Genomic DNA, 12,669 nt, shown 5'->3' with positions numbered 1-12,669 from the left:
GATTACCGCTCCTCAGTGAGTAGTGCCGGGTCAATCAACGTGACGTGCGGAATGGGAATGATGAACTTGGCCCCCCATTCGACCACGTGCTGCATCTGCCGGATGATCTCATCCTTGAAGTTCCACGGCAGGATGAGGATGTAATCGGGCCGGTACTTGTCGATTGCCGATACATCGTAGATCGGGATGTGCATGCCCGGCGTGAAACGGCCATGCTTGTACGGGTTGCGATCCACCGTGAAATCCAGGAAATCCGTGCCGATGCCGCAATAGTTCAACAGCGTATTGCCCTTGCCGGGCGCGCCATAGCCGCAGATGCGCTTGCCCGCATTCTTGGCGGCGATCAGGAAGGACAGGAGATCGCGCTTGGTACGCCGGGTCTTTTCGGCGAACTGCTCATAGGTCGAAATCTCGTTGAGGCCGAAACTCTCTTCGCGCTTCAGGAGTGCGGCGACACGCGGCCCCGCCTTCCGCTTGCTGCTGTTATGCGCAAGATACACCCGCAGCGACCCGCCATGGGTCGGCAGTTCCTCCACGTCGATGACCTTGAGGTGATGGCGATGCGCCATGAAGCGGATTGTCAGCAGCGAGAAATACGAGAAATGCTCGTGATAGATGGTGTCGAACTGGTTCTGCTCGATCAGGTTGGCGAGATGCGGAAACTCCAGCGTAATGACGCCCTCCGGCTTCAACAGCAGTTGCAGGCCACGAACAAAGTCATTGAGATCAGGCACTTGCGCCAGAACATTGTTACCGATCAGGAGGTCGGCCTTGCGTCCTGCGCCGACCAGTTCGGCGGCAAGCGTCGAACCGAAGAAATCCACGCGCGTCGGCACGCCCTTGGCGATTGCCGTTTCGGCCACATTGGCCGCCGGTTCGATGCCAAGGATCGGGATGCCCTTCGGAAGAAAATGCTGCAGCAGATAGCCGTCATTGCTGGCGATCTCGACCACGAAGCTGTTTTCATTCAACCCCAGCCGCTCGGTGATCTCGTCGCAATAGGTCTTCGCATGGCTGACCCAGCTGGTGGCGAAGGATGAGAAATAGGCATATTCGGTGAATATCTCGGCAGGCGAGAAATACTCCTTCAGCTGCACCAGATAGCAATGGTCGCAGACGAGCGCATAGAGCGGGTAGTAGGGCTCCATACGGTCGAGGCGATCCGCGGTAATGAAGCTTTCGCAAGGCGGCGACATACCGAGGTCGACAAAGCTGTGCTTAAGTAGTTTACCGCACAGCCGACAGCCGGTCTGCTCTTGCGCCATGCTCGTGCTCCGCGAAATATCCGGCGTCTGGATGGTCATACGTCATTCCTCGCCTTTTAAACCTATATGGCCGGGTCTTCTGTAGGGTTGAATTCCGATCCGCGTCGGATAGCCAAAACTACTAAGCGGTCTAAAAATTGCCGAGACTGTCATCAGGGGCGAGCCGTACATACGATCGGGCGCAACATTCACCGGATGGACTATGAAGCGTAGATACCCGATCTTCACCCAATGGCGATGGGGGCGTAGGCGCGTACCTCTTTCGGACAGGGCCGGCTCATCCGCAAGCCTGCCGGATGCGTCGAAGAAGGTCCTATCGCCCGAAAAACCCGCTGGCAGAATGACGCTTGCACAAATCGGGGCACGACATGCGTTTCACTTCGCTCAATATTGACGGCGCCTGGTCCATCGAGCCTGAAAGGCTTGAGGACGAGCGCGGCTGGTTTGCACGCGTCTTTTGCGAAGGCGCCTTCGCCGAGCGACAGATGGAAACGCATTTTCCGCAGCACAGCCTCTCCTTTTCCCGCGAGGAAGGAACGTTGCGCGGCCTTCATTACCAGAGCGAGCCGCACTCGGAGACGAAACTCGTCACCTGCCTGCAAGGCGTGATCTGGGACGTTCTTGTCGATCTGCGCCCGCATTCGCCAACCTATCGGCGCTGGACCGGCGTGGAGCTTTCAGCGGAAAACGGCGTGCAGCTCTATATTCCGGAAGGCTGCGCGCACGGTTTCCAGACCCTGACGCCTGATGTGCTCGTGCGATACATGATCTCGAAGCCCTATGCGCCTGATTATGCAACAGGTTTGCGCTATGATGATCCTTCATTGGGCATTCCCTGGCCGAACAGGCCAAGCGTCATTTCCGACAAGGATCTGGCGTGGCCGCTGCTTTAGGTCGCCGCCAGCAAACCCGCATCGCGGAGCCGGTCAGCCGCATCGGCAAGGGTTGCGAAGGGCAATTTCGCCCGCTCTGCCATATCGAGGATGGAATGCTCGCCATCCGCCAGATTGAGCACCCATAACAGCGCCATTGCGTTATGTGCCGAGCGGCTGTCGCCGCCCATGTTTCCATAAAGCCCGCGCCTTCCAAGCTGCGGTTCTCCCTTTGGGGAAATGTTCACTGGACGCCAGTTTCGTTCAGCGATTTCAATAGCCTGCATGACCATATTGAAAGATTGATCGAGATATCCGGGTTTGATGAAATCGAGATTGTCGGCCGATGTGTGATATTCGGGAAAAGTGCCATAAAGGCTGCGCTGGAACATGCCGACCGGCAGATTGAATCCCGGCGAACAGAACTGGCGCTCGTCATAGCCATAGGGCCAGAAATCATGAAGCACCGCATCGGCGCGTCCGGCAAGCACGTGGCCCATGATCCGATCGATCTCGGCATCGCCGCGACGGCTGCGCTTGTAGTTCGGCCCGCCCGCATCGCCGACGCAGGACAGGACCAGCCCATGCCGCACCAATCCCAGATGCGCCTCGTTCTGTTGAAGCCATGCAAGCGCGCCGAACGTCGCCGGACCGAAAAGCAGGCGATAGGTCAGGCGCGTGCGCCTTGATTGCAGCACTTCGCCGAGACGGGCCAGCAGCGCCAGCCCGGAACAATTGTCATTGGCGAGCGACGGGTGGCAGAGATGGGCCGACAGGATGAAGGTCTCGTCGGTTTCTCCCCGGTGAATGAACTCGCCGAAGGTCAGAAAGCCGTCGCGCCGCTCCGCGTCGATCACAACGTCATAATCGCCATCCTGCATCGCCAGAAATTCACTATGCGCCATGCAGAAACCCCATCCCTCCGCATGATAACAGGTGCGGTAGGGAATGAGGTCCGGCTGGTCGGGCAGCGTATGGATATGCGCCTTCAGCGCACTGAGTGGCATTCGCGCCCGCACGCTCACGCTGAAATTCACCACATGCAGATTGTGCCGGGCGAAATCGACGATGCGATTGCCGCTCGTATCCGCGATATAGGCCTCACGAATGATCCATTCCTGCGGCGCTTTCCAGTCGTAAAGCGGCGTGCCGCTCGGCACCTGATGGACCGTCAGCGGCAGATTTTCGCCGATGATGGCGAGCGTCTCGCGCACGCCGTCGCCCGCCAGACTGCGGCAAAGCGGATAAAGGCGGGCAGCAAGTTCGTATATGGCCGTTCCGTCCGTTGGCGGTGGAACGGCCCATTCGGTGCTTCTGCCCGCCCCCGTATCCATCATGCCGTGGCCCGCAGAGGTTGCGACTGTTCTTCGACACGCCGCAGATCGGCATCCAGCACGCCTTCGGCTATCAGCTTGCGGATATGGGCGATGCGCTGGAACCGTGGCCCCTCGAACTCCTCAAGCGTCAGGGTCGAGCGGCTATAGGCTGCAAGCAGTTCACGCGTGCCGGCAACGGCATCCCATTCCGGCTTGGCTTCCGGCAGCACCCGCGCCAGCTTTTCAAAACTGACGCGATAGGATCGCGTATCCGGCCCCGCATCATCCGCATATTCGATGCGGCAATCAGGAACATTCTCGGCAACGATCCCCGCAATATCGCGGATGCGGTAATTGTGCTCGGTCGAGCCGACATTGAAAGCCTCATTCCAGACTTTCTCGCGCGGGGCTTCCATCGCCGCCATGAAGGCGCGGGAAATATCGCGAATATGGACGATGGGACGCCAGGGCGTGCCGTCAGACTTGAGATAGATCAGTCCCTTCGTCACCGCCCATGCCACCAGATTGTTGAGCACGATATCGAAGCGCAGGAAGGGCGAAACGCCGTAGGCGGTCGCGGGCCGCAGATAGACCGGGCAGAAGCTTGCATCGGCCAGTTCCCGGATTTCCTGTTCCGCCCGCACCTTGGACCGGCCATAGGCCGTTACCGGCTTCAGGTCGCCGGTTTCATCGATCAGATCGGCATCGCTGATGCCGTAATTGCTGCAGGATGAGGCAAACAGAAAACGCCCCACACCGGCGCGCTTGGCAGCCTTGGCCATGGCGACGCTCGCCCGGTGATTGATGTCGTAGGTCAGTTCCTCATTGAGATTGCCGAGCGGATCGTTGGAAAGTGCTGCGAGGTGAATGACCGCATCGAACCCCTCGAGATCGCGCGGCGACACATCGCGCACGTCCTTGCGAAGGGTCGGCACATTCATCACCGCGCCGCCTTCTTCAAAATGGCAATGTTCGTAAAGGCCAATGTCGTAGCCGGACACTTCATGCCCCGCATTTATCAGGACCGGCACCATGACCGACCCGATATAGCCCTGATTGCCCGTAACCAGTACCTTCATGTCCGACTCCTCAAGCTTTGATAAATGCATGTTAGCGATGGAGGGCGGGAGCGACGACTTGACCGAAGGCATGTCCGGTTAGGACAAGCGTTTATGAAAGGAGGAAAAGGGCGTATCGCCTACTCCTTTCGGATGCAGCGCAGGCGCTCGGCGCTGCCGATCAGCAAAAGCCAGTCGGTTCCCCCGCCCCCATTTTTTGCCTGCGCGGGCATATAGGTCGCAACCGTTCCCTCGATCTTCGGCGGGCCCGCATCCGCGAACATGCCGGAAACCGGATCGAACCAGATTGCCTTCCCGCCTTGCCCGACCGCTTGCCCGATCGCCTGCTTTGCCACCGCAAAGCCGTCGGCGTCGCCATAGATAACCGACAGCGTGCCATCAGGCAGGGACGAGGCGTAGCTTTCCGGCTTCAATGCGATGCGCTTTTCACGATCCGGTTGCAAATGCGGCCATGGCAGCCTGTCGAACAGTTTCTTCATTACGGTCATCGATCGCGCGCCAGCGCTGCCGAGCGCTTCCTGCCAGCTGCGGTCAGCGTTGAAGATACCGGGTCCGGTGAAATGCCAGATCGGGTTATTGCCGAAGAACTGTCCGGCGGCACCGGCCAGCAGCGCGCCATAGGCATTGCGGCGGATCATGCGCGCCGTGGTTTCGCGCTCGAACTCATAAGCGCCTTCCAGCAGGATGACCGGCATCCTGCCCGTTTGCCGCCGGGCAGAAATCGCCGCATGAACATCGTCATAGGTATAAACCGTATCGAGGCTCAGCCATGGCTGGTCGGCCCAGAGTTCCGCCGTATTGGTGTTGCGGCCGGAATGTACCGTCTGGAGCGCATTGGGGGAAACCAGCGCTATACCCTCGGCCAGATCAGAGACAAGCTGGCGATCCGGCGCATTGAAATCACCGCCCAAAACCCAGACGATATTGTGGAATCCGGCAAATCGCCGGGCAATCGCTTCGCCATAGCCCCGCATTTTCGCCGGTCCCGCAGCCTGAACCTTGGAAAACCAGCCCTGACTGTTGCCGTTGACGCCCAGATAGGCGGGCGCCAGAAAGACAGCCATTCCCAGTTGCTCCGCCCGCCCGATCACCCAGGCGGCATGGTCGAAATATCTCGGATTGAGCTCACCGAACGCATCGCCCTCGAAGGGCTTCTCTCCATAGGCATTGCCAGGCGGATGGCTGGAAAACCGGTGTTCGAGAAGATTGACCAGAATGGCGTTGAAGCCGCGCTTCCTGCGATCCTGAAGATAGATTTCGACGTCTTCCCGTTTCAATTCGGCAATCAGCGACCATGCCGTATCGCCCTGCAACAGGAAGGGCTTGCCCGTCGCATCCTCGAAAATGCGTCCGTCCTCAACGACCCTGATCGGAAACTGGCCAGCCGCATGGGACGACCCTGCCGCCATCGACAGCAGGATCGTGGCGATCAGAACCGCCGCGAGGCGCTTCATCGCATCGCGGGCGGATAGGTCGGCGCTTCGTTGAAGCGGCGATAGACCACCTGCGAGGGACGCCCGGTCAGATAGGAACCCACCCCGTCATTGAGCGCGCGGACATAGATGCCGAGCGCCCCGTCGATTGCATCCACCGTCCGCGCAATGTCGGTGTCGCTGTGGGTGTAGCTGACGACCAGCGACGGCATCAGCACGCCACGCCGGATCGTCTCCTGAAGGAACAGCGTGCGGAAAGCCTGCGACGGCTGCCCCGCTTCATCGAGCGTACCATAGGCAAGGCAGCAAGGCCGCCCGAACAGGCGAACATGGTTCTGAAGTCCGTGGGCGGCAATAGCCGCATTCACGCCCGCCGCCAGTTTGGAACCCTGCTCATAGAGCCTTTCAATCACCGGTTCGTCGCGATAGATCGTCATCGTGGCAATCGCCGCCGCCATTGCATGGGTTTCCGCGCCATGGGTGGTGGAAAGCAGGAATACACGGGGGTGTTCCGTCTGGATCAGACCGCCAAGCTGCATATATTCCGCCTTGCCCGCGAGCGCCGAAATGGCAAACCCGTTGCCCAGCGCCTTGCCGAAACAGGAAAGATCGGGTTCGACATCGTAAAGCTTCTGCGCCCCGCGCAGATGCCAGCGAAAGCCGGTAATCATCTCGTCCAGAATGAACAGGGCCCCGTTTTCATGGGCGATGCGCCGTGCTTCACGCAGGAAATTGTCCTGCGGCTCATCGGCCTTGGCGGGCTCCAGGATAATGGCTGCGATCCGCCCCGGATAATCGTCGAACACGGCCTGCACGCTTGCGATGTCGTTGTAACGGAACGTCGCCGTCAGGGCCGAGACCGATGCGGGAATGCCCGCATTCATTTTCGTGGTTCCGATAAACCAGTCATCGGTCGACAAGAATGGATGATCGGCGCAGCAGGCAACCATGTCGCGCCCGGTATAGGCGCGCGCCAGCCGCACCGCGCCTGAAGTCGCATCGGACCCGTCCTTGCAGAATTTCACCATGTCCGCGCTGTCGATCAGCTCGAGAAAGCTTTCCGCGCATTCGACCTCGATAGCGCTCGGGCGTGTGAAGTTGCAACCATCCTGCAAGGCATCGCGCACCGCGCGCACGACTGGCGGATAGGCATGACCGAGCCCCACGGCGCGATTGCCCATGCCGTATTCGATATACTCATGGCCATCGACATCGAAGACATGCGAGCCGGAACCGCGCTGGATGAAGCCGGGCGCCAGAACCGGATACTGGTCGTCGCCCTTGGCATAGGTATGACAGCCGCCGGGAATAAGCGCATGCGCCTTGCTGGCGAGCAATTGCGAATTGCGGAACTGCGGTGTGAAAAGGTTCATGCCCCTTCTCCTTTCTATTCACAGGTCATGCTGCCGACCATCCCGCATGCAGGCGCTCGCGCATCTGGCGCAGCCAGTTCTTCACGGGCTTCGGCAGGCGGCTGCGCAGGCTGGAATGAAGCGCGTTCGGCATCGCCCATTGCGAAAGCGCCAGCGGCGGGGCGATGGCAGGGCGTTCCGCCGCCAGATGTTCGAGGAGGCCCGCATAGGCGCGCCCGACAACATCATTGTCGAACACCGTTTCCACCTTCTGCCGGGCGGCGGTGGCCATGCCCGCAAGCAGTTTCCGGTCACTGGCAAGCCGTTCGATATGGCGTGCCGCCTGGCGAAAATCGCCGACGCGGAACAAGAGCCCGTCCTCGCCATCGGTGACGATGGTATCGGTCACGCCTGCGATCCTCGATACAACAGCGGGGCAACCCTGGCTCATCGCTTCTATGAGCGTCAGGCCGAACCCCTCGAAGCGCGAGGGCATGACGAGCACGTCATGCTGGCTCACCTGCCACGGTACATCGGAAGGCGCAACCCAGCCGGTAAAGCTGACGTGATCGCCAAACGGCGCCAGACGGCGGCGCAGTTCCGCCAGGTCGGGGCCATCACCGGCGACTGTCAGGTGATAGGGGCAGTCGAGTTCGCGCAATATGTTCGGCAGCCAGAAAATGCCCTTGGAGTTGTCCTCGATGCGCCCGAGATAAAGCAGGCGCAGCGGCCCGCTTTCGTCCTGCTTCGTCACATTGCGCGCCAGATGAATATCCCGGTTCAAACCGTGCGGGATGACCAGTGTGCGGGCGGCATCGAAACCGTGCTGGCGGACGAGGTCGTCGCGGCAGCGCTTTGAAACGCCGACCGTCGCATGGACATGATCGCGGATCGCCCTTGCCGCCGCATAGGTGCCGGGCGTGATGTTGTGCACGATCATGACGCGCAGGATATCGGCGGGCAGATAGCGCACCAGATTGGTTTCAAAACGGTTCGCGAGAACATTGACGAAAACGGCGTCGAAGCGATTATCGCGCAGAAAGCCGATCATGTGCCGGGCGCGGGTTTCTTCGTCCAGCAGCCCCATGCGGTCGATCGCATCGCCCTTGCGCAGCGCATCCTCAAGCCCCTGCCCGCTTGGCACGTTGACCGTATCGCCAGCAGCGCCCGCCGCAAGCCAGCGAAGCTCGATCCCGGACTGGCCGAGCGACGAACGCAGCCGCGTGAAGACCGAATAGGTCCCGCCGATGTGAGGACGGACAAAGTAAGCACATTTCATGGCCAGAACCTTGTTGCCCACCTTGCAAGGGAGACAAGACTTCGAGGGAACAACTCCCTCGAAGCCTTACTCCGGTATATCGGGGGCAATGGATATACCGCGGGCCAGTGTATCGAAATCACAACGCTGCGCATTTCGGCTATGAGGGGTACATGCCCTCCTACAATAGAGGATGGTGTTCACCCTTCTGCCAGTTTTCCCGACAGCGCGTCCGGCATTAGCTTCTAGCTGTAGCGGGAGACACGCGTATGAGAATTGGACTTTTCGGGCAGTTTGGTTCCGGCAATACCGGCAATGACGGTTCGCTGGAGGCCATGTTGCAGCTTTTGAAACGCAATTGCCCCGGCGCACAACTTGTCTGTATCTGTTCCAGACCCGACATCGTTGCGCAGAAGTTCGATCTTACGGCCCGTCCGGTCTCCCAGCCCTACCCGTCCAACTGGCTGCTGCGCGCCGTAAACAAGGCCATGCTGCATGTTCCGCGCAGAGCGGTCGGCTTCTGCTGCGCGCTGCTGCTCGCTTCCCAGCTCGACCTCATCGTCGTGCCGGGAACGGGCATTCTGGACGACTTCAACGAGAACCCGTTCGGCTGGCCTTTCGCGGTGCTGCGGTGGTCCCTTGCGGCGAGGCTTACCGGCACGCGCATGATTTTTGTGTCGATCGGCGCCGGGCCCGTCAGTCATCCATTGAGCCGGCGCTTCGTTCGCTGGGCCTCGACGCTTGCCGCTTTCCGGTCCTACCGGGATCAGGTTTCGCACGACTTCATGAAGCAGCTCGGCGTCGCTCCTTCCGGCGATTTCGTCAGCGCGGATATCGCCTTCGCGCTGCCGACGGCTCCCGATGGACGACAGGATGAAAAGGATCAATGTGTCGGCATCGGTGTGATGTCCTATCGCGGGTGGAAGAAGAACGGCAGTGACGGGGATGCCGTTTACGCCGATTACCTCGCCAAAATGACCACACTTGCAAGAAGACTTCTTGGTAACGGACGGCAGGTCCGGCTGCTGATCGGCGACAAGGGCGATATGGAGGCGGCGCACGATATACTGGAGCAGCTTGGCCCGGCGGAAGCGGGCAAGGTGATATTTGAACCCTCCGCATCCCTGCACGACCTCATGCAGCAGATCGCAAGGACCGACATCGTGGTCGCCAGCCGCTACCACAATATCGTCTCGGCCCTTGCCATGGGGCGTCCGGCAATTTCACTCGCTTATGCGAGCAAGAACGATGCCTTGCTGCACGATACCGGGCTTTCGGCATTCTGCCACCGGATCGATAGTTTCGACCCCGAAACCATCCTCTCCCAGATCGATTTTGCCTTTGCGGAGCGAACGGCCCTGACCAGACAAGTCGAGGCGGGCGTGGAGCGCTATCGAAGCCGGCTGGCCGGGCAGGAAGAAATCCTTCGCGCCCTTTTTCTCGATCCGGCACCGCAGAAGGCTGATTGCGCGGCCCAATCATGCACCCCGTCCGTTTCGCCAGGCGGATCGTTTCAACAGGTAGTCGAACGGGGGCATGACTGCCAGTAAGGGCTCCCGCTTCAGCGCAAACGCCATCAGCGAACCCGCCACTTTCGGCTGCCGCGCCAGACTGGAGATCGCAGACCAGTAGGCGCGCTTGGTCAGGCAATCCCGCACCATCGCGAACAACCGGTCCCGTTGCGGCAGGCTGGCGCCTTCGTGCTCGAAAAACGACCGGAAACCGGCCTCGAATTCCCGATTCCAGTTCAGGATGCCATTCACCGCCGCCGACTGGTTCTGCGGGTGCGAACGCGCGAATGCCTGTATCCGGTTCGTCGATGCAACGCATCCACGCATGGCGATGCGCAGCCACATTTCCAGATCGTCCGTATGGGAAAGCGACGTGCGGTAATATCCAGCCTGTTTCTGGATCGCGGTCCGTACCACCGCCGTCGGACCGATCACCGGGTTAACCGCATACCGGCATGCAAATTCTATGAATTCTTCCCCGGACCGTATTCGCCATTCATCCGGCACGGTGTCTGCAACGGCCAGAGGTGGCTCGCCGTCATCGCCCTTCATCCTTCCGGTCGCACCGTGCGCCAGATGAACATCCGCCTGTTGCGAAAGCAAACCTGCCGCCCTTTCCAGCGCGCCGCCTGCCAGCAGGTCATCCGAACACAGGATCAGGAAATAGTCCGATGCGGCCCAGTCTATGCCTTCGTTGAACGAAGCATGCGGCCCCAGATTCTTCCGGCGCAGCAGCAACTCCACACGGCTGTCCCCGGCAGCAAGGCCCTTCGCCACCTCCACGCTGTTGTCGGTCGAGGCATTGTCGATAATGAGCAGGCGGACATTGACGCCTGTCTGCCCCAGAACGCTGTTGGCGCAGAGGGAAAGATAGCGGCCATAGTTGAAATTGGGGATGACAACGTCGATCGTCGGCAGTCTGTTTTCGCCCATGACCCGTCGCCCTATTCCGCAAGCCTGGAAGCTGGCGGATGCACGCTTCGCGTCCGGATCTTACCGGCAAGCCAGCCCAGTATCGGTTCAACCTCGATGATGAAGGGATGCCGCACCACGAACAGCGCGCCAAGCCAGCTGAATGCCGCGATGAGGCCCATCACAACGCCGCGGGACCAGTGAATTTCGAGCGAAAAGCCGTTCGCCGCCACCATGGCAAGCGGTATGGCGAGCGTGATCAGCGTGACGAGCCCGCTTCTCAGCAAGGCCCGGCCAAGCACCGCATAGGAAAAGGCCACATGCCTGCGCACGAACACGATGGCTATGACCATCTGGATCGGCAGGCTGATGAACTGGCCGAGCGCAACGGCAAGCAGCCCGTAGAAAGCGGCGGCGCTGATGACGGTGACTGCCACCAGCCGCGAAATCAGGTTGGACAGGAACGCCTCGCGGTTCTGGCCCAATGCCATCAGCAGCGGATAGGTCAGGATGGAGGGAAACCAGAAAAGGCAGGCCAGACTGAGGATCGCGACGATGGGTGCCGCTTCGGACCAGCCGGGACCGAGAACGATATGCACCGCCGGATAGGCAAGGAGCGCAAGCAAAGCCTGCGCAGGCCAGTAGACGACAGTGATATAGGACAAGGCCCGTACATAGGATTGGCTGATATCGGCTCCTTCACGGACCTGTGCCGAAAGCATCGGAAACGCAACCGTGAAAACGGCGGAAAGGATGATGCGGTCCGGCAGGCCGCTCAGCGTGTCGGCACGATTGTAGATTCCGACCGCCGATATCGGCATGAAGCGCCCGAGCAGGAGCTGCGGAAGCGTCATGCAGATCTTGTTCAGCCCGGCATTGCCGCCAAGAAAGATTCCGAACCGCCAGGCCGTATCGAAACTGGCCAGCGATGGGCGCAGCAAGGTGCCCAAAGGATGGATCGCAACCGCCAGCCCCGTCGTCATCAGCGCGCTTGCCAGCAGGCCGAAGGCAAAACACATATGCCCGAACCCGCAAAAGGCCATGGCAATGGTTACAAGTGCCCCGAGCCCGGAGCCTGCGGTCCGAATGCGCGCCAGTCTTCCAAAGGCCATTTCGCGCCTCAACAGCGCGACGATTGGCAAGGACAGGCTTTCGACCAGCGCAGCCACTATCGTGATGCTGAGAAAAAGCTTCAGTTGCGGATCATTATAGGATTCGGCGAAGTAGCCCAGCGAGAGATAGAGGGCGGCGGACAGCAGGACCGTCACGCTCATCAGGAACGTAAGCGAAGTCTGGATGTCCTGATCGCGCACCTTGTCGATCTTGATCAGGAACTCCGGACTGGCGAATTCACGCAGTGAAAACACGATTGCCGTAAGGCTGAGGCCAATCACACCCATTCCGGTTTCCGCAGGCCCCAGAAAGCGCGATACCGCAGCAACCGTCACGAAGTTGAAGAGCAGCCCCGCATACTGCTCCAGCGCCGCCATGAGAAAGCCTCTGCGACCGCCATTCATGATGCGCTCCAACAAGTGGTGTTCCCCGGCGCGGCCGGCGGTTTTCGTGTCACCTTTTCGTCCCCCATCCATTTCAATCCGGCAGCAGCGCCCGCAGGCGCAATCTTCCCGGTTCCGCCCAGAATAGTCTTTTGCGACAGGCACGAAATGTCGC

10 protein-coding genes are annotated in these 12,669 nt (G+C 60.2%); 2 read left to right on the top strand and 8 right to left on the bottom strand.

Going from position 1 to position 12,669, the window contains the following annotated elements; translation table 11 throughout:
• Positions 1-2: 2 nt before the first annotated feature.
• Positions 3-1,304 (bottom strand): class I SAM-dependent methyltransferase, encoded by a 1,302-nt coding sequence (locus ACS5UA_RS16470; protein ID WP_021585523.1) that lies wholly within the window; start codon positions 1,302-1,304, stop codon positions 3-5.
• Between the two features lie 329 nt (positions 1,305-1,633).
• Between ACS5UA_RS16470 and rfbC the strand changes: the two genes are divergently transcribed.
• Positions 1,634-2,158 carry a dTDP-4-dehydrorhamnose 3,5-epimerase gene (gene rfbC / locus ACS5UA_RS16465; RefSeq protein WP_075041497.1) on the top strand — a complete coding sequence of 175 codons (525 nt, stop codon included), beginning with the start codon at positions 1,634-1,636 and terminating at the stop codon, positions 2,156-2,158.
• Here rfbC and ACS5UA_RS16460 read toward each other — a convergent pair.
• From ACS5UA_RS16460 to ACS5UA_RS16440, 5 genes are all read right to left on the bottom strand, one after another.
• A complete protein-coding gene (locus ACS5UA_RS16460; protein WP_273771035.1) occupies positions 2,155-3,474 on the bottom strand; it encodes a DUF4910 domain-containing protein in 1,320 nt (439 codons plus the stop codon). The genes rfbC and ACS5UA_RS16460 overlap by 4 nt on opposite strands.
• Entirely contained in the window at positions 3,471-4,532 is a 1,062-nt protein-coding gene (locus ACS5UA_RS16455; protein ID WP_021585526.1) for an NAD-dependent epimerase/dehydratase family protein, read from the bottom strand. The genes ACS5UA_RS16460 and ACS5UA_RS16455 overlap by 4 nt, the downstream gene beginning before the upstream one ends.
• A gap of 119 nt (positions 4,533-4,651) precedes the next feature.
• A complete protein-coding gene (locus ACS5UA_RS16450) occupies positions 4,652-5,986 on the bottom strand; it encodes an apiosidase-like domain-containing protein (RefSeq protein ID WP_443101522.1) in 1,335 nt (444 codons plus the stop codon).
• On the bottom strand, positions 5,983-7,338 hold the full coding sequence (locus ACS5UA_RS16445) for a glutamate-1-semialdehyde 2,1-aminomutase (RefSeq protein ID WP_273771036.1): 1,356 nt from the start codon (positions 7,336-7,338) through the stop codon (positions 5,983-5,985). Before ACS5UA_RS16445 ends, ACS5UA_RS16450 begins: the two co-directional genes overlap by 4 nt.
• A 25-nt stretch (positions 7,339-7,363) precedes the next feature.
• Positions 7,364-8,596, bottom strand: coding sequence for a glycosyltransferase family 4 protein (locus tag ACS5UA_RS16440; RefSeq protein WP_273771037.1), 1,233 nt, complete (start codon positions 8,594-8,596; stop codon positions 7,364-7,366).
• Positions 8,597-8,844: 248 nt separating this feature from the next.
• Here ACS5UA_RS16440 and ACS5UA_RS16435 point away from each other — a divergent pair, with 248 nt between their 5' ends.
• On the top strand, positions 8,845-10,125 hold the full coding sequence (locus tag ACS5UA_RS16435) for a polysaccharide pyruvyl transferase family protein (RefSeq protein WP_273771038.1): 1,281 nt from the start codon (positions 8,845-8,847) through the stop codon (positions 10,123-10,125).
• Here the strand turns inward: ACS5UA_RS16435 and ACS5UA_RS16430 are convergent.
• Positions 10,054-11,019, bottom strand: a complete 966-nt coding sequence (locus ACS5UA_RS16430) for a glycosyltransferase (protein ID WP_273771039.1) — start codon at positions 11,017-11,019, stop codon at positions 10,054-10,056. The two genes, ACS5UA_RS16435 and ACS5UA_RS16430, sit on opposite strands and share 72 nt — an antisense overlap.
• 11 nt (positions 11,020-11,030) lie before the next feature.
• The gene (locus ACS5UA_RS16425) at positions 11,031-12,515 is read right to left on the bottom strand and encodes an oligosaccharide flippase family protein (protein ID WP_273771040.1); all 1,485 of its coding nucleotides are present in this window, start codon (positions 12,513-12,515) and stop codon (positions 11,031-11,033) included.
• Between the last annotated feature and the right edge of the window lie 154 nt (positions 12,516-12,669).

The sequence above is a fragment of the Brucella sp. RRSP16 genome, assembly GCF_052246815.1.
Classification (GTDB): Bacteria; Pseudomonadota; Alphaproteobacteria; order Rhizobiales; family Rhizobiaceae; genus Brucella; species Brucella intermedia.
The sequence above is the reverse complement of the archived record's forward strand: the minus strand, read 5'-3'. Positions and strand labels throughout refer to the sequence as shown.

Excerpts from the sequence above, each read along its gene's own strand:
- ACS5UA_RS16470 (WP_021585523.1), bottom strand. The coding sequence starts at position 1,304 with ATGACCATCCAGACGCCGGATATTTCGCGGAGCACGAGCATGGCGCAA.
- rfbC (WP_075041497.1), top strand. The coding sequence starts at position 1,634 with ATGCGTTTCACTTCGCTCAATATTGACGGCGCCTGGTCCATCGAGCCT.
- ACS5UA_RS16460 (WP_273771035.1), bottom strand. The coding sequence starts at position 3,474 with ATGATGGATACGGGGGCGGGCAGAAGCACCGAATGGGCCGTTCCACCG.
- ACS5UA_RS16455 (WP_021585526.1), bottom strand. The coding sequence starts at position 4,532 with ATGAAGGTACTGGTTACGGGCAATCAGGGCTATATCGGGTCGGTCATG.
- ACS5UA_RS16450 (WP_443101522.1), bottom strand. The coding sequence starts at position 5,986 with ATGAAGCGCCTCGCGGCGGTTCTGATCGCCACGATCCTGCTGTCGATG.
- ACS5UA_RS16445 (WP_273771036.1), bottom strand. The coding sequence starts at position 7,338 with ATGAACCTTTTCACACCGCAGTTCCGCAATTCGCAATTGCTCGCCAGC.
- ACS5UA_RS16440 (WP_273771037.1), bottom strand. The coding sequence starts at position 8,596 with ATGAAATGTGCTTACTTTGTCCGTCCTCACATCGGCGGGACCTATTCG.
- ACS5UA_RS16435 (WP_273771038.1), top strand. The coding sequence starts at position 8,845 with ATGAGAATTGGACTTTTCGGGCAGTTTGGTTCCGGCAATACCGGCAAT.
- ACS5UA_RS16430 (WP_273771039.1), bottom strand. The coding sequence starts at position 11,019 with ATGGGCGAAAACAGACTGCCGACGATCGACGTTGTCATCCCCAATTTC.
- ACS5UA_RS16425 (WP_273771040.1), bottom strand. The coding sequence starts at position 12,515 with ATGAATGGCGGTCGCAGAGGCTTTCTCATGGCGGCGCTGGAGCAGTAT.